Source organism: Streptomyces sp. NPDC096013, from assembly GCF_044763565.1.
Lineage (GTDB): Bacteria > Actinomycetota > Actinomycetes > Streptomycetales > Streptomycetaceae > Streptomyces.
In genome coordinates, this window is the sequence record NZ_JBIWGK010000023.1 from 87,718 (window position 1) to 104,221 (window position 16,504).

The window sequence follows — 16,504 nt, forward strand, 5'->3', positions numbered from 1 at the left end:
ATGAAGTACACCGAGATCCGGTCCTACCGCGTCATCCGCTGGCTGACCACGCGTTTAGAGGAGGCCTCCCGCCAGCCGGACCGGGGCGATATCAGCATCACCACCGTCATCATCTGGGTCGCCGCCGTCGGCGGCGCCCTGGCGATCGCCGGCACGATCGCCGTGGTGATCGCGAAATACAACTTGAGCCTGAGCGGGATCTGATGGTCAATGGCGCCCGTATCCGGACCTGGTGGCACGGGCGGCGCTGGGGGGATGACCGCGGGGACGCCTCCATCCAGATGGCGATCGTCTTCCCGGTCATCCTGCTCACCACGATCGCCGTCATCCAGGCCTCCCTGTGGTACTACGCCCGGGAGATCGCCCTGACCGCGGCCCGCGAAGGCCTCACCGCGGCCCGCGCCTACCAGGCGTCCCCCGCCGACGGTACGGCCCGCGCGCAGGAGGTCCTCGAGCGCAGCGCGGGCGACAGCCTGCACGGCTACGGCGTCACGGCCAGCACCGACGGACAACGCGTACGGATACAGGTTTCCGGTAGGGCGATGTCGATGATCCCGGGCCTGTCGGGCCTCAAGATCACGCAGTCGGCGTCGGGGCCCGAGGAGCGCTGGACGGCGGCGGGAGGGTGAATCCGTTGCGTATCAGGGGCCGTTGGAAGCGGGCGACCGGTGGGGACGAGGGCAGTGTCGCGGTCGAGGCCGCCATCGTCCTTCCTCCGCTGATCATGTTCCTGTGTCTGGCGATCGCAGGCGGACGCCTCGTCATGTCCGGCGCGAAAATCGACGCGGCGGCCGAGGACGCGGCGCGGGAGGCATCCATCCACCGCACCGTGGCGGCCGCGCAGGACGCCGCCCATGCGGCCGCCCTCGAGTCTCTGGACGATCAGGGCGTCAAGTGCGCATCCGCCAGCGTCAGCGTGAACACCGGCGGGCTCAACGTGCCCGTCGGGCAGGTGGGAACGGTCACTGTGACCGTGAACTGCACGGTCGACCTGTCCGGTCTTCTGCTTCCGGGCGTGCCCGGGGCCCGGACCCTGACGTCGACGGCGACATCGGTCGTTGACCAGTACCGCCAGCGGGAGGACTGATGATCGCGTGGCTGGCAGGCCGGCTCCGGGGACGCTGGGACGACCGGGGCGGCGTCACCATTTTCGTGGCCGTGTGCGTGGTCGCGCTGATCGGCATCATCGGCATCTCCGTCGATGGCGGCAGCAAGATGCGCGCTACCGAACGAGCCGATTACATCGCCGGTGAGGCCGCGCGGGCCGGCGGGCAGGCCATCGACCCGGCCCAAGCCATCGCCGGCGCGGCGATCGTGGTGGATCCGCAGGACGCGCAGGCCGCCGCCCAGGCCTACCTGCGCTCCGCCGGTGCGACGGGATCGGTCAGCGTGTCCGGGGACGGCAAGACGCTCACCGTCACCGTCACCGACTCGTACACAACCAAGTTCCTGCCCGTGGTCGGGATCGGCAATCTCGCGGTGACCGGCCACGGCAAAGCGACTCTCCTGCACGGCGTCACCGCACCCCAAGGAAACTGAATGCCCGTCCCCCGCTCCCCCACCACTACGCGCTCCGTGACGGCGCGGATCGTCATCACGGTCGGCAGTCTGCTGGTCCTGGCCGGTGCGCTCGCCGGGCTGCCGCTGCTGCTGGCCTGGGTGACCCCCGTCCTGTGGGCGTCCGGCCGCGACGACCTCACCCATCTGCTGGACCGGCAGGACACCGGCGGAGGGTTCCTGCTGCTGCTCGTCGCCGTGGGATGGATCGGCTGGTCACAGTTCACGTTCTGCGCCGTACGGGAGTTGAGCGCACAGCTGCGCGGCCACACCTGGCATGCCCCGCGCGGGCTGGGTGCCTCGCAGCGCGCCGCGGCCGTCCTGGTCGGCGGGATCCTGGTGCTGCTGCCCACCGGCTCCGCACTGGCCACGCCCGCGCAGGCCGCCCCCCACGCCACGGCCGCCCAACGCCCGGGGCAGGCAGGCACGCAGAGCTCCGACGCGGGCCGGGCGGCATCCGCTGCGGACCGCGTGCAGAGCGCGACCTACACAGTGCGGGAGGTACGGCCGGCGGAGAGCCTGTGGAGCATCGCCGAGAAGAACCTCGGCGACGGCGAGCGGTGGCGGGAGATCGCCGGCCTCAACGAGGGCCGCACCATGACGGACGGCCAGGTCTTCCACGCGAACAGCTTCCTGCAGCCCGGCTGGCAGCTCAAGATGCCCCCTGCCGCCGCCGGAACAGGAGGCCTCCGTACGCAGTTGGGTGACGACGGCGCGGCTGCCGCCGGCAGCAGTGAGCACGTCGTCACCGTCCACGCGGGCGACTACCTGTCGAAAATCGCCCAGGAGGAACTCGGCGACGGCAACCAATGGCCGAAGCTGTACGAAGCCAGCCGCGGCACACCACAGCCCGGCGGACTGCCCGCCATCACCGACCCGGATGTGGTCTTCGCGGGGCAGCAGGTGACTGTGCCCGGCATCCAAGCCGACCAGCACGCCGCACGACGCGACAGTGACGACGGCGAGGAGGCGGGCGGCCAAGAGGCCACTCCCCCGGCCGCCCAGACGACCGATGGTCAGATTCCGGGTGACGACGCGGAAGATGGGCCGACGCCGACACCGGGTACCACCGCGCCGTCCACGCCCTCCAGCATCCCGAGCAGTCGTCCCGCCGAGCAGCCCGGACAGGAGCAGCCTCCTTCCGCAACGCCCGCGCCCAGTACGGGTTCTGCTCCCTCTGTTGCCTCTCCGTCAACGTCGTCCGAAGCGTCGAGCTCCACTGCCTCCTCCCCCGCCGCCACGCCGTCCGCGACGCCGGGGGCGACTCCGCCGAGCAGTCCGCTGAACCTGCGCACCGTGCTCGGCGCCGGCGCGCTGCTGGCGGCCGCCGTCACCGGCGCTCTGGCACTGCGCAGGACACTGCAGCGCCGCCGCCGTCAACCGGGCGAGACCATCGCGATCGCGCCACAACCGTCGTCGGCCGAGGCGCAGTTGGCGGTGGCCGCCGAACCCGGCGGCGCTGCCCGCCTCGACGTGGCCTTGCGCACGATGGCCTATCAGGTGGGCCGGGGGGGAGACGGAGCGGTCCTGCCGCCGCTGCGGGCCGCGCGGATCGGTGCGCGCGCGGTCGAAGTGCTGCCCGAGGACCTCGCCCAGGAGCCACTGGCGCCCTTCAACAGCGGGAAGGCCGGCTGGTGGGTCCTGGCCGCCGACGCCGATCTCCTGGACGAGGAGACGGCCCACCAGGTTCCGGCGCCGTATCCGGGGCTGGCCACCGTCGGCAGCACCGAAGCGGGCGACCTGGTGCTCCTCAACCTTGCCCGTGTGCCTGCCGTGCTCCTGGACGGCAACCCGGTTCACATCACCGAGGTTTGCGTCTCCCTCGCCCTCGAACTCGGGATGAGCTCCTGGGCGAGCAACGTCGAAATCATCACCATCGGGTTCGGCGAGGACCTGCCCGGGCTGCTGCCGACCGCGCGGATCACGCACATGCGCCACGCCGCACACGCGCTACGCGATCTGAGCGAACGGCTGCTGGAAGCACACCAGCTGCCGGAGACCAGCCGGCAGCCCTATCTGCTGCTGTGCGCATCCGCGCTGGCCGAGGACACAGCCTGGGAGTTCGCCGAGGTCATCGACAAGGCCACGACGGTGCCCGTCACCCTGATCGCACCGGCGTCTTCCGCAGCCGCGCACTTTCCCGAAGCGGAGATCCTCAACGCCTCGCTCACCACGCCACAGCCCCTCGACTCCGTCGGTGCCGACATCACCGTGCAACGCCTGGAACACGCCGCCTACCAGCAGATCACCGACGCGCTGACGTTGTCCGCCCAGAACGCCCACCCGGCCGAGGGGCCCTGGCAGGACGTTCCGGACGAGCCCGACAGCACGGTGCCACCCCCGCAGACCACGCCGACAGAGCCCCCGGCCACGCCCGCGGGCGACGACACCACCACAAGCTGGTCGACAGCAGACGGCGACAACGGCATCTTCCCGGCTCTGCTCGCCGCCACCACCGACCCGTCCCAACTCCGGCTGCTACCCACCGCTGACACACCGCCACAGGCCGAGGCCAACACCCGGAGCGCCGACTCGGGGGCGCCCTCCACCACAGAGGCCTCAGAGAGTGGCGACCGGAGCAACGGTGACGAAGCCCCCGCGCCGGAGGCCAAGGAGGAACGGGAAGCCCATGACCTGCACGCGCCGGAAATCCGGGTACTGGGTCCGATCCAAGTGACCGGCGTGGAACGCACCGGTCACGGCCCACGCATGGCACAGCTCGCAGCGTTGTTGTTTTTCCGGCCCGGACGCGGCGCGGATGCCCTGTGCTCTGACATGGATCCCGTCAGCCCCTGGTCGTCCGCCACCCTCAACGCGCGGGTCCAGGGCCTGCGCAGCTCTCTGGGCAACGACCCCAACGGCAACCCCTACGTGCCGCGCCGAAAGGCCGCCGACGACCCCTACCGGCTCTCCCCCAGGGTGCGCTGCGACTGGACCCGCTTCCTTCAACTGGTTGAAAGCGCACTGCCGTTGGGCCCGCACGGCCTCCCCGATCTGGAGAGGGCGCTCGCCCTGGTGCGCGGCCGCCCGTTCGGCGGCCGGCCCCTGCCGTGGGCCGAGCCCTACCAGCAGGAAATGGTCACGCGCATCGTCGACGTGGCACACACCGTGGCCACCTACCGCACTCCTCCCGGCCCGCACCACGATCTCAGCGCGGCCCGCCGGGCCGTCGCGACCGGTCTCGACGTCGACGAAACGGCTGAGCTGCTGTATCGGGGATGGCTGCGAATCGAGGCTGCGGCCGGGAACCGGCAGGGGCTGCACACCGCCATCGCCCGTGTCCAGCAGGTGAATCGGGGGCTGGACTGTTCCCTGGAGCTGGAAACCGAGCAGCTCATCAACGACCTGCTGGGCACACCGCGCTCCGCCGGGGCGCAGTTGTGATGACCGCGCCGCGCCCGGCATCGCCCTCCTCACCGCCAGCCCCCACACCCCCATCAGCCCTTCCCACGGCGCATGGTCTGCATCGCGCCCGGGCCGTCCTCAGCCGCACCCAGCGGGTGCTCATCGCCGTGGTGGTCTCCGGTGCGATGGTCATCGCCGGTATCGGCTTCGCCGGTTCGTACGCCGCCGTACGCGAGCTCGCCCTGAAGAAGGGCTTCGGGAACTTCGCCTACGTCTTCCCGATCGGCATCGACGCGGGCATCTGTGTCCTGCTCGCCCTCGACCTGCTCCTGACCTGGATCAGGATCCCCTTCCCGCTGCTGCGCCAGACGGCATGGCTGCTCACGGTCGCGACGATCGCGTTCAACGGCGCCGCCGCCTGGCCCGACCCGCTCGGTGTCGGCATGCACGCGGTGATCCCGATCCTGTTCGTGGTCTCGGTGGAGGCCGCCCGGCACGCCATCGGCCGCATCGCCGACATCACCGCCGACAAGCACATGGAGGGCGTCCGGCTCACCCGCTGGCTGCTCTCCCCCGTCCCCACGTTCCTCCTCTGGCGCCGGATGAAGCTCTGGGAACTGCGCTCCTACGAGCAGGTCATCAAGCTGGAGCAGGACCGCCTCGTCTACCAGGCCCGCCTCCACTCCCGCTTCGGCCGCGCCTGGCGCCGCAAGGCCCCGGTCGAGTCGATGATGCCGCTGCGCTTGGCCCGCTACGGCGTCCCCCTCGCCGAGACCGCCCCCTCGGGCCTGGCAGCGGCGGGCATCGAGCCCGTACTGCCGCCCCCCACCCCGCAGTTGGAGCCGACAACAGCACCAGGATCTGGAACGGGAAACAGCCCACAGCAATGCGTCGGACAACAGCCTCCCGCCCAAGACGCCCAACCCCTCTCGCAGCCGGAGCAGGACCAGCCCCGGCACCAGGACTCCGACGGCAACGAGAGCCTGCTCCAGGAAACCCGCCCGCACACAGTCCACGACGACGAAAGCCTGGGGTACGACCAACCGATCCAGCACGTCCCCGAACACGAACAGGAGCCGGAGAACCCACAGCAGTACAAGCAGCAGGAAGGGCATACCCGGCCGTCACAACCAGCCGAAATCCCCTGGTTCACCATTCCTCTGCGCAGCATCACCCGGTCAGACGGCCAAGTGATGCAAGAACCCGCCCGCAGCCACGAGGAACAAGAGCCCGACCAACGTAACCAGCAGCACAACGACGCGCCCGGTCGGCGACGCGAGTTCGGCAAGGAACACCCGCCCACGACCGAACCCGGTGCCGACACCAGCAAACACCACGTCATCGAATCCAGACCGGACGATCCAGATCAGATGGCAATGGGCACGGACACTTACGCGGCCAACGGCCAACCCCGCCTCCACGTGAATGCCACGGCCGACGGCCGGGCGCAGGCCAAAGACGTAACAACGAGCGAATCCCTTGCACTTACCACCGTCGACCGCTACTACCTCGCCTGGCAGGAGCTACGGCATCGCCAAGGACGCGAGCCCGACAGCACCGAGCTGTCAGCCCACCTTGCCCACCAGGGCATCGTGGACCGCAATAGCCAGCCCCTCAAACCAAAGACCCTGGCCCGTTATTTGCTGCAATTCCGGATTTACACCATCTGGGCCGAACACCGGGCCACCGACGACAACCCCGACACCGACCACATCGTCAAATATCTTGCACAGCACGGCATCACCGCGCAGTACAACAAGCCCATCCACACAAGCGATCTCGAGAGATACGGCGCTGCCTTCGAACGCCGTTGGCAAACACTCATCACCACAGCACTACCTGACCGCCCGGACACGGACACCACATCGCCTCGTTACAGCAGCCCGATGAGATGAGCGAGCCATCTTCCCGGGGGTGTCGCTGTCCAGGAGCCAGGGCGATACCAGTCCGGCCGGGACGGCCAGCGCACCGGCGGTGAGACTGGCGGCGGTGAAATGAATCGCGCACGCCCGCTAGCAGCGAGGGCCTCGTGGCATTCGGCGACTACGGAAGTGGGAAGGGGTCCCAAAGATCGCCGAGGGCTGGCATTCGGGACGGCGGCAGGGGTACTCGTCCGCGGGTGGGCCCGGTACCGGCAGGCGGAGGCGGTCGCGGCGACCCGAAACGGTGGCCCTTGAACCAGCCGTGTGCCTGCCCGAAAGCAACGGCCCTGACGCGCAACACCCGGCCGACAGGCTCTGAAGTCAATCTCCCGCTGCCCTCTCGCGGTCATGGACCTGTCGCACGTCATGTCCTGCGACTCCTCGGGGTTCAACGCCCTCTTGCGCCTACGACAACGCGCCGAGGAAGCCGACGGTCAACCCGACAGAGGGATCGCACGGGCCCACCGGAAGACGAAGGTTGGTCGATCCGTCCAGCAGGTCTCCGGCAGGGGACGGCGCTCGACCTCCCCAGGTAGTGCGCCGTCCCCGCCATCGGGCCTCGCTTACCCGCACGTTCCCGTCATACGCCCATCCAGAGCAACGAGGTCGGCAACCGTCATCCGGGACTGAACGGCCAGCTCACCGCCAGACCCAGCCGAACGCGGCGATAGGTCCTACCTGCGGCGGGTCAAGCGCCCCGCCCGAGGTAGCCGGAACGGAACGTGGGAGCCACCAGGGAGCCGAACGCTCCCTACGGTTTTTCCCAGAACCGCCCGTTCCCCCGACCCGGTGCTCTACGGCCGGGAGAGGGGAACGGGCGAAACTCCTACTCAGGCTCGGCCAAGCAGGTGGGAGGGCCGGGCCGTCAGCGCATCGGGCCGGGGTCACCGGGCCGGATGCGGCCACGCCAGCCTGCTGTGTCGCCGTCCTCACGCTCGACGTAGTCCTTGAAGCGGCGCATATCGCCCTTGACCCGTCGACCTATGACGCCCAGCGCGTCGGCGCCCTTCTCGGCGACACCGGTGGGTTCGACGTCCATGGTCAGCTCGACCCGGGTGTGCAGGTCGTCCAGACGCTCGAACCGGACCGACCCGCTCTGCTGGGTGTCACCGCCCACCGACCGCCAGGTGATCCGGTCGTCCACCAGCTGGTCGACGATCTCGGTGTCGAACTCGCGCCGCACCCCGCCGATCTTGGTGGTCCAGTGGTTGTGCCGGTCGTCGAGCTGCGTGACCTCCTCGACGCCCTCCATGAACTGCGGGAACTCCTCGAACTGAGTCCACTGGTCGTAGGCCGCGCGGAGCGGGACCTCCACGTCGACTGCTTCCTTGACCGTACTCATGAGTCCCTCCTCTTATGCCTTGTGTGCGTGTGCGAAGCACCGAGTACCCGGGAACGCCGAGCGAAGTCTCCGACCCGATCGCAGGAAGGCGTTGGCCGGCCTTCCCGTCCAGGCGGCCCGATTCGGCGCCCTCCCCCGCCGTCGCACGATCTCTCCGCCGACGTCGCGGTGGTCGGTGGCGGAATGGCGGGGCTCAGTACGGCGTGGGAGCTGGCCAGGTCTCCGGCGCTTGGTCGGCCCTCTGCCTATCTCACGGTGGAGGCGGCACGCAGGTAGTCGTTCCATCCCTCTCACAGGTCGGCCAGGAACCCCGCCCGCACCTTCACCGGCCCCGGCGTGAGGTCGATCCGGGCGAACAAGAAGGCAGAGGCCGCAAACGTCAGCGCGTCCCACCCGATGGCCCACGCCGACCCAGCCGCCGCGACGAGAACACCGCCGAGGGCCGGCCGCCGACCTTGACGAGGTTCTGCGCGATCTTCAGCAGGGCGTTCGCCGCGTGCCGGGCCTCGGCCGGCACGACCTCCTTCACGATGCCGCCCGCGGCCGGGGTGAAGAACGCCGAGGCCGCCCCGCAGATCCCGGACATGAGCACCAGATGCCACACCCGGGCCGTGCCGGACCACAGCAGCGCAGCGGCCAGGGCCTCGGCGAGCGCGCACACGATGTCGGACCACACCATGACCCGGTGACGCGGGAGCCGGTCGGCGACGACTCCGCCCACCAGAAGTAGAAGGATCTGGGGTGCGACGCTCGCCGCGAGGACCAGGCCGAGGGCGCCCGCGCCCCCGCCGATGTGCAGCACCGCGAACGCGAGGGCGATCGGACTCACGGCCGATCCGGTCCACGACAGGACGCGTGCGGTGAAGTGCAGCCGGTACGGCCTGAGCGCGAGGGGCGCCCCTGCTTCCCAGACGCGGGCCGTCCAGCCGATCCGGTGGCCGGGCCCCGCCGTCCAGTCCCGCAGCCGCGCTTTACGCAAGATCCAACTCCGCCCAGGAACAACGAAATCCCGGCAGCGAGACGCCACCGGGAAAGCTGCCCGACTCTAGAGGACACGAAAGATCGTCTGTCGCAGACGCAACAGCCCCCACACCGGGAAGTCCGGCGACCGCGCCGAAAACCCCCGCCAGACCATCCCACCGGCCGCCGGTTCCTCCGGAGGGTCCTCGCCCCGGGCCGTGGGTGTGACCGAGCACGGTATCTGGCACGGATGGTCAACTCCGATGCAGAGAAGTGGCGGGACCGTCTGAATCCTCGCTGGTACGCGGTGCGGCCAGCTCCTTCCGGGATCGGCCGTCGGATGGCTGACGACCGGGTGGAAAAGGTCCTACAGCGCTGAGTGTTCAGCTGCTGAGGTCAAACGCGCCCCACGCGGTGAACGGCTCAGCCTGGACGTAGATCCTGCTTCCCGACCGCACCCGCTCAGCCTCAACAAGGGCCACCCCGCCCGCCGCTCATCGGCCAGATGCAGCACACGGACACCTGTGACTGAGCGCGGCACCTGGCCTGGATGGCCAACTCCGATGCCCGTTTTTGCGACAGGTGAGGGCGGGCAACGGTGTCTCGGCCTCGTCGCATCTGTGCCAGATTGCCTTCATCGTCAGTCACACAACTGACCTTCTATGGCAGAGACAGCCTGGACATGTGACAGGACAAGGCGGCGATGCGCGAGATCGACGTCGATGATCTGCACCGTGAGGACGTCGCCGGCCTCGACGAGGTCCCCGGACGACTCATTCAGCTCGCTGGTGGGCACGAGCCCCTGGAAGCCGTCCTCCCGGTCCTCGATGCGGACGAAGGCGCCGAACGGCACGATCTTGGTGACCGGCCCCGTAACCACCTGGCCGACCCTCTGTGCTAGCTGCGGCCAGGGGTCTTCCTGCACTGCTCGGAGCGACAGCGGCACCCGTTCCCGGACCATGTCGACGTCGAGGACCTCAGCCGTGACCTCTTGGCCGATGCTGACGACGTCAGAGGGGTGGTCGAACGGGCGCCAGGACAGCTCCGGGATGTTGATCATTGCGGTGAAGCCGCCGATATCCACGAAGGTGACGCCGAAGGTGGCGATGGTCGTCACTGTGCCGGTGACGGCCTGGCCGCGCCGCAGGGTCTTCAGGAACGCCCAGTCCCGGTCGCTGGGCGTCGGTTCGGTCTGCCAGCGAGCGCGCAGAACGCCGTCGCTGTCGGGCAACACAGCAGTGAACAGCGGGAGATCCTCGCCGGCATACATGGATACGACGCCGGCAGCACGCGCGCCGGCGAGCTGGGAGGTCACCGCCTCGAACTGGGTCTCGTCCACGACCGTGCTCGTGATCCGACCGTCCTCGTCCTCCCAGACGATCTCCACGAGGCCTTCGTCGGGCAGAGCTGCCACTGCCTGGTCGACGTCGGTGAGCAGGTCCGGCCAGACGGCCAGCTGTACGCGTGGGGCCAGTTGGGAGCGCACGGTCTCGATGTTGTCGCGGGTCAGGCGGTGCCACCGGGAGGCGTTGCCGGCGAAGACCTCCTCCAGGAACACCGCGCGGTGGGCACTGACGGTCCACCGCAGGCGGGCCCAGAAGTCGGCGTCGGCCGGCCGTTGCACGTACGCCGGGTCGTCGGGGGCGAAGTCGTACGGTGAGGCGTCCAGGCGTTCCGGGAACAGGCCGAGCGCGCGGATACGGGCCAGTGCGGGTTCACAGGGCAGGTTGCTGCCGATGTAGAGGTACTGGTCCCAGCCGACGTGCACCGTGAATGCTCCCCCCGCCTCCAGGCGGCACCAGGCACCGTTGTCGCGGAGCATGGCCCGGACAAGCTCCAGGCCGACACCGATCGGCACCAGAGCACCGTCGTGGAACCCGGCCGGCCCGTCCGGGAACAGGCCGGTCAAGCCGTAGCCGTCGACCGGTGGCTCCAGGCCGAGGCGGACGAAGCCTTTGAGCTGTGGCTCGCGGATCTCCAGCCGATCGATGCCTGCCGCCTCCGCGAAGGCAGCGACGGCCTCCAGATAAGCCTCCTCAACCGGCCCGTGGTCACTGACCGCGTCCTCGGCACCGGTGTAGTGACCGCACTCGTCCCGGTCGGCAGGGTCGTACTTGGTGATCCGGTGGACGAACGGCGGCACGCTGCTCCCGAGGTGGTCTGAAGGGGATCCCAGCGTAGGTTCCACTGCCCAGACCAAGGTCAGGATTTTCTGGAGAACAACCCAGGGTCACCTCCGCTGGGCACCCTCTGATCGCCAAGTTCAATGCACACCCACGACAGGTCCCGTGCTCACTGGACAGGTCTGGCGCACAGTCACAACAGGCGCGCACCACCGGAGGGCGGGCCCTAGCCGCTAAATTCGAAGTCGGGTCGCCCGGAGGGATCGCACCTCCGGGCTCCCACAGAACCGTGCGTAACAGTCTCCCGTTACACGGCTCTTGCCACCTTGATCACCAAGCCTTCGCGGTCCATGCCCAGTGGGCGAAGAGCCTCGGCTGCTGGCGGGTGACGCGTTGCCAACAGGCATGGGCTCTCGTGTATGTCCGGAACCGGCGATATTTCCTGCGGATCCAGCGCATCAGGTAGACGTTGATGCGCTGGAGGAGGGGATGCAGTGCGGAGCGGTAGAAAGCTCCGTAGTACTGCATCCAGCCACGCAAGATGGGGTTGATCCCCCGCGCGACCTCGAAGAACGTCAGGTAGACCCGCCGGTGAAGCCGCCAGGAGCGAACTTCTTTGCCGATCTTGTTCAGGGCGTCCTTGCTGATTGCGGGAAGGAAACTGGTGAAGCTGTATCCCTTCCGTGACCGTGCTTCGCGGGCGCGGAAGGTGAACCCGAGGAAGGTGAACGACGTGTACTCGTAAGAGCCGCGCCGACTCTGATCCTTGCAGTACACGATCCGGGTCTTGTCGGGGTGCAGCCGCAGCCCGACTTCCTCCATTCTGTTCGCCACGTCGGCCAGGACCTGCCGGGCCTGGCGCTCGGTGACGCAGTGCACGACGGCGTCATCGGCATACCGCTCGAACTGGATCCCCGGATAGTTCCGGGCAAGCCAGGTATCGAACGCGTAGTGCATGAACAGATTCGCCAGCACGGGCGAGACCGCCGAACCTTGAGGGGTCCCACGGTCGCGCTTCAGCAGGGTGCCGTCGGGCAGCTGAAGCGGGGCACGGAGCCACCGATCAACATACAACCTCACCCAAACGGCGTCGGTATGAGCTTCCACGGCCTTGACAACGAGGTCCCAGCGGACGCTGTCGAAGAACTTCTGGATGTCGAGATCGATCACCCAGTCTCTTTTCCAACAGCGTTGCCGGCAGACCTCCACCGCATCAAGCGCCGACCGTCCAGGTCGATATCCGTAAGAATCTTCGTGGAAAATCGGATCCACGCGAACCCCGAGATGTCGCGCCACGACGGTCTGCGCAACTCGGTCAGCGACAGTTGGAATGCCGAGCATTCTGACGCCACCGCCGTGTTGCTTGGGTATCTCGACCGCACGCACCGGAGGCGGAAAATAAGCCCCCGAGGACATTCGATTCCAGATCTTGTAGAGGTTGCCCTTCAAGTCCTTTTCGAATTCCTCGACGGACTGCCCGTCCACGCCCGGAGCGCCCTGATTCCTCTTGACGTCTCTATACGCCTCCAGTACTTCCCACTTGGAGATATCAAACGGCTTACTCAGTGACTTCAGCTTGTCCATCGGCTCCTCCCGGTAGCGTCCGGTTGACCTGATACACACAGCCACAGATGGCCCGGCCCCTTCGCTCCACCCCCGTTACAAGGGCTTCATCACTACTACGAACCGGTCCGCCAGCACCTCTCGCGACGGTACTCAGCCCCTCGCAGGTCCTCTGCTCGGAGTTCTCCCTCTCGCCCCCTCTCGGGAAGCTGTGTCGAGACGTGCCTTCCCGCGTTCCATGCGAGAGCAGCAGATCAGGCTCACGCCGCCTTCGTGCCGGACACCACCTGGCCAGTAAACGGGTTTCCGCCAGACTCATCCCGAGACACACGTGTTTTCTCTCGGTTTTGATGCCACTTCGAATTAAATAACGACACTTCATCAGCGGTTCGCTTGCGCTCGTCTTCCTGATCCCTACCTGACACCTCAGAGGTGCCTTTTCTGCATCGCTCACCACAGTCGCGTCACCGCTTCCGCGGCATGCAGTGGTTTGAGACCTCCCCCCGCAGGGCGGTCCCGAAGGGCCATACCTTCATCTCTCGCACAGCATTGTTTTCTAGAGCGGCCTACATTTCGCCCCTTTCAACATTCGCGGCACACCACATGATTGAATCGGCGACATGGAGCAGCATCCGACGTTTCCGCGTGACCTGATCCGGACCCAGCGCCAGCGGGCCCGCACCTATGCGGCCCTGGAGCGCCGTCCCCTCCAAACGGCTGCGCTGCGTCGCCAGTTGCAGCAGTTGGACAACCGGATCACCGCTCACCCGTTCTGGCGGACGACGGCCGGGCGCTCGCCGTCCGCCAAGATCGCGTTGCGAGACCTGGTCCGGGAGATCGAGGCGGCGGAGGAACTGCTGTCGGACCAGCAGCGGCGCATCCTGGCGTTCATCAGGAGATGGGCTGCCGAGCATGACGGCAAAACTCCCTCCGTGCGGGAGATCGGCCGGAGCATGGGTCTGTCCAGTACCGGCAGCGTCGCGTACCAGCTCGGGCAGATGGAACGACTCGGCGTCCTCGACCGCAGCGACCGCCGTGGCCCGGGAAAAGGGATCGCCCTGCTCTGGTGACCAATGGGGGCGTCACCCGATGGGGGCGTAGCGGTGATGGGGGCAGGTGCAGCGAGGGACGAGGAGGATGCCGCCGCCGTGAGGGAGCGGTATGTCAGCGGTCTGCCGGCACTCGCGGTGCAGGTCCGCGTAACCGGGTTGCTGGGCGACCGCGCACTCGGCGGACATGGTCGAGGTGTCCTCGGTGGGCGCGTACATCACAGAATGCCGCCGCTGCTCTCGGAGTTCACGGCGCGGTTGCGCTCCTGCATCGCCGTGAGACGGTCCTCGGTCGTGGCCAGGCGGACGAGAGCGGGGGCGGCGTCCCACTCGCGCCCGCCGGTCACCGGCCGCAGCTGTACGTACGGGCCCTCGTGCCCCATGACGTAGCCCAGTTCGTCTCTCTCCGTGTCGTGGACCAGAGCGCCCGCTGGTAGTTCGACCTCCTCGCCAGTCACTCCTGGGCTCCCCGCCGGAGGGCGTTGGCCAGGCGTTCGGCGACGTCGGCACGGATGCGCCCCAGTTCGACGAGCTTCAAGTCGGGCGACGCTGCGTCAACCCGGAGCGAGGGGAAGACGATCCCGGCCTCGGTGAGCACGGCCCGCAACGACTCCACGGCCACGTACGGGTCGACTTCCAGCGCTTTCTTCGTAGCCATGAACGGGACGCTAGAAGTGGGCGGCCTGCTGGCGGTAGGCTGTTTTCTCGTATTTGCTCGATGCCTCATGAGGATTGCTGGACTTTTCTCCTGACCCCCACCTGAGCCCATAGTGCCGAGCCGGTCATCTCGCCATGCTGTTGGATCAACCTCTGGAAGGGAGAGCGTCCATGGCTCGCCAGCTACGCTTCACCGGCACAGACAGCAAGGTCGACGGCTGCCCCGCCCTGCACACGGACGAAGGCACCGGCGAGATCGTCGTCCAGGGCACTCCGGTCACCGACCCACACGACCTCGCCCAGCTGAAGCACTTCGGGCCCGACGACGCAGCGGTCGTCGTACCGCGCGAACTGCTCGTGAACTGGGGGCCGAAGGAGATGGAGCGGGTGCCCGAACTGATCGACCGAAACACCTTCCAGCGCCTCTTCGAGACGTTCGAACACACCGCCTGGCGCCTGGAGACACGGCGCGGCTATGCCTCCGACCGTCAGGACCCCGACTACCAGGCGTTCCTGGCCACCGGCTCGTCGCCCTTCGACCCTGACGAGCCCTGGTTCGTGAACATCCGCCGCCAGACCAGGGCCGGCAAGAAGGTCAGCCGGGTGCGCATCGCCGACAACCCGCCCACCACCGGGCAGTTGTTCCTGCTCGACTACGCCCGGCACAACGCGGCAGTCGGCGAGGACATCCGTTACCTGTGGCGTCAGGACGCGGCCCAGCTGCCCGCCGAAGACTTCTGGCTCTTCGACTCGCGCCTGGTCGCCCTGCTCCACTTCGACAACGCCGACAACCTGCACGACATCGAACTGATCACGGAGCCCGCCGAAGTCGTGCGGTACTCCATCGTCCGTGACGCGGCCATGCACGGCGCCGTACCGTACGACCAGTTCGCCGCGCAGGTGGCCCCGACCAAGTAACGCGTGACCGGTGAGCACTGACTACCAGCAGGCACGGGAGGCGCTCGGCGCGCGTCTGCGCGAACTGCGTTTCTCGTCCCCGGGTGGCCGGCTCACCGGTCAGCAACTCGCACAGCGGCTCGGTTGGCCGGGCTCGAAGGTCAGCAAGCTGGAGAACGGCAGGCAGACGGCCACCCCCGAGGACCTCCAGGCTTGGGCCGACGCGACCGGCCAGCCGGACCTGTACCCCGAACTCGCCGCCCGCCTGGCGGGGTTCGAGTCCCACATCAGGTCGTGGCGCCGGGCCCTTGCCAACGGCTTCAAGCCGCTGCACGAGGGTCTGAGCGCCGAGATCGAGCGCACCACTGACATGTGGGTCTGGGAAGAGTCGGTCATCGCGGGGCTGTTGCAGACCCCCGAGTACTCCCGCCACGTCATCCAGCGCTACTCGGTACTACTGGGCGGCGCCAACGACATCGAGGCCGCCGTACGTTCCCGGGTGCAGCGCCAGGAGTGGCTGTACCGCCCTGGACGCAAGCTGCACGTGCTGATGTGGGAGGCCGCGTTGCGGTCGCTGATCTGCCCTCCCTCCGTACTGGCCGCCCAGCTCGACCGACTCACGGGCGTGGTCGGGATGGACACCGTCGAGCTGGGCATCATCCCCTTCACCGCCTCGGTGAAGATCGTGCCCGCCAACGGCTTCTGGGTCCTGGACGACAGCTTGGTCGTCGCCGAGGACTGGCATGCCGAGTTGTGGTTGGACGACGCCGACAACATCGCCCTCTACTCGAAGGTCTGGCGCACCCTGCGTGAGTCCGCCGTCTACGGCTCCGACGCCCACGCCCTCATCAACTCGGCTCGCCGAGCCCTCAACCCTCGTTGAGCTCAGCTCCGCCAGAAGGCGAGTCGAGCCAACCCTCGAGCTTCGACCTGTGGAAAGGGAGTGTAAATCTAAATTGACACACCCGCTTCGCGTCCACGCCGGTCCGGGCAGGCGGGCCGGGGTGGGTTGCGCCAGGTGTGAGTCAACGTGGTAGCGAGCCCGTGGGTCATGACGTCGGTCGATGTCGTCGTCCCGTCAGCGATGTG

General features: G+C 68.0%; 16 protein-coding genes and 1 pseudogene. 10 read left to right on the forward strand and 7 right to left on the reverse strand.

The window, feature by feature from the left end:
* The 6 genes from ACIRB1_RS43010 (at position 1) to ACIRB1_RS43035 (ending at position 6,797) form a co-directional block, all read left to right on the forward strand.
* Positions 1 to 204: a hypothetical protein gene (locus tag ACIRB1_RS43010; protein ID WP_403469431.1), complete on the forward strand. Its 204-nt coding sequence runs from the start codon at positions 1 to 3 to the stop codon at positions 202 to 204.
* On the forward strand, positions 204 to 629 hold the full coding sequence (locus ACIRB1_RS43015) for a TadE family protein (protein WP_403469432.1): 426 nt from the start codon (positions 204 to 206) through the stop codon (positions 627 to 629). Before ACIRB1_RS43010 ends, ACIRB1_RS43015 begins: the two co-directional genes overlap by 1 nt.
* The gene (locus ACIRB1_RS43020) at positions 626 to 1,087 is read left to right on the forward strand and encodes a TadE/TadG family type IV pilus assembly protein (RefSeq protein WP_403469433.1); all 462 of its coding nucleotides are present in this window, start codon (positions 626 to 628) and stop codon (positions 1,085 to 1,087) included. The genes ACIRB1_RS43015 and ACIRB1_RS43020 overlap by 4 nt, the downstream gene beginning before the upstream one ends.
* Entirely contained in the window at positions 1,087 to 1,539 is a 453-nt protein-coding gene (locus tag ACIRB1_RS43025; RefSeq protein WP_403469434.1) for a TadE/TadG family type IV pilus assembly protein, read from the forward strand. Before ACIRB1_RS43020 ends, ACIRB1_RS43025 begins: the two co-directional genes overlap by 1 nt.
* Entirely contained in the window at positions 1,540 to 4,941 is a 3,402-nt protein-coding gene (locus ACIRB1_RS43030; protein ID WP_403469435.1) for a hypothetical protein, read from the forward strand.
* A 146-nt stretch (positions 4,942 to 5,087) separates the two neighbouring features.
* On the forward strand, positions 5,088 to 6,797 hold the full coding sequence (locus ACIRB1_RS43035) for a DUF2637 domain-containing protein (RefSeq protein ID WP_403469467.1): 1,710 nt from the start codon (positions 5,088 to 5,090) through the stop codon (positions 6,795 to 6,797).
* Positions 6,798 to 7,689: 892 nt separating this feature from the next.
* Here the strand turns inward: ACIRB1_RS43035 and ACIRB1_RS43040 are convergent.
* The gene (locus ACIRB1_RS43040; protein ID WP_403469436.1) at positions 7,690 to 8,166 is read right to left on the reverse strand and encodes an SRPBCC family protein; all 477 of its coding nucleotides are present in this window, start codon (positions 8,164 to 8,166) and stop codon (positions 7,690 to 7,692) included.
* Positions 8,167 to 8,286: 120 nt separating this feature from the next.
* Between ACIRB1_RS43040 and ACIRB1_RS43045 the strand changes: the two are divergent.
* Positions 8,287 to 8,418, forward strand: a pseudogene (locus ACIRB1_RS43045) (FAD-dependent oxidoreductase); the annotation flags it as partial.
* A gap of 127 nt (positions 8,419 to 8,545) precedes the next feature.
* On the opposite strand, the gene ACIRB1_RS43050 reads toward ACIRB1_RS43045, so the two are convergent.
* The 3 genes from ACIRB1_RS43050 to ltrA form a co-directional block, all read right to left on the reverse strand.
* The gene (locus ACIRB1_RS43050; RefSeq protein ID WP_403469437.1) at positions 8,546 to 9,145 is read right to left on the reverse strand and encodes an MFS transporter; all 600 of its coding nucleotides are present in this window, start codon (positions 9,143 to 9,145) and stop codon (positions 8,546 to 8,548) included.
* Positions 9,146 to 9,766: 621 nt separating this feature from the next.
* Entirely contained in the window at positions 9,767 to 11,269 is a 1,503-nt protein-coding gene (locus tag ACIRB1_RS43055; protein ID WP_403469438.1) for a S1 RNA-binding domain-containing protein, read from the reverse strand.
* A 310-nt stretch (positions 11,270 to 11,579) separates the two neighbouring features.
* On the reverse strand, positions 11,580 to 12,833 hold the full coding sequence (ltrA, locus tag ACIRB1_RS43060) for a group II intron reverse transcriptase/maturase (RefSeq protein WP_403469439.1): 1,254 nt from the start codon (positions 12,831 to 12,833) through the stop codon (positions 11,580 to 11,582).
* A gap of 599 nt (positions 12,834 to 13,432) precedes the next feature.
* Between ltrA and ACIRB1_RS43065 the strand changes: the two genes are divergently transcribed.
* On the forward strand, positions 13,433 to 13,882 hold the full coding sequence (locus ACIRB1_RS43065; RefSeq protein WP_403469440.1) for a LexA family protein: 450 nt from the start codon (positions 13,433 to 13,435) through the stop codon (positions 13,880 to 13,882).
* A gap of 12 nt (positions 13,883 to 13,894) precedes the next feature.
* Here ACIRB1_RS43065 and ACIRB1_RS43070 read toward each other — a convergent pair whose 3' ends face one another.
* Genes ACIRB1_RS43070 through ACIRB1_RS43080 form a run of 3 tightly spaced genes read right to left on the reverse strand, consistent with a single transcriptional unit; the run spans position 13,895 to position 14,519 of the window.
* A complete protein-coding gene (locus tag ACIRB1_RS43070; RefSeq protein WP_403469441.1) occupies positions 13,895 to 14,080 on the reverse strand; it encodes a hypothetical protein in 186 nt (61 codons plus the stop codon).
* A complete protein-coding gene (locus tag ACIRB1_RS43075) occupies positions 14,080 to 14,319 on the reverse strand; it encodes a hypothetical protein (RefSeq protein WP_403469469.1) in 240 nt (79 codons plus the stop codon). The genes ACIRB1_RS43070 and ACIRB1_RS43075 overlap by 1 nt, the downstream gene beginning before the upstream one ends.
* On the reverse strand, positions 14,316 to 14,519 hold the full coding sequence (locus ACIRB1_RS43080) for a hypothetical protein (protein ID WP_403469442.1): 204 nt from the start codon (positions 14,517 to 14,519) through the stop codon (positions 14,316 to 14,318). Before ACIRB1_RS43080 ends, ACIRB1_RS43075 begins: the two co-directional genes overlap by 4 nt.
* Before the next feature lie 170 nt (positions 14,520 to 14,689).
* Here ACIRB1_RS43080 and ACIRB1_RS43085 point away from each other — a divergent pair, with 170 nt between their 5' ends.
* Together ACIRB1_RS43085 and ACIRB1_RS43090 are read left to right on the forward strand one after the other, a co-directional pair.
* Complete coding sequence (locus ACIRB1_RS43085) at positions 14,690 to 15,436, forward strand: DUF6879 family protein (RefSeq protein ID WP_403469443.1); 747 nt, start codon at positions 14,690 to 14,692, stop codon at positions 15,434 to 15,436.
* A gap of 10 nt (positions 15,437 to 15,446) precedes the next feature.
* Complete coding sequence (locus ACIRB1_RS43090) at positions 15,447 to 16,298, forward strand: helix-turn-helix domain-containing protein (RefSeq protein WP_403469444.1); 852 nt, start codon at positions 15,447 to 15,449, stop codon at positions 16,296 to 16,298.
* Positions 16,299 to 16,504 lie beyond the last annotated feature (206 nt).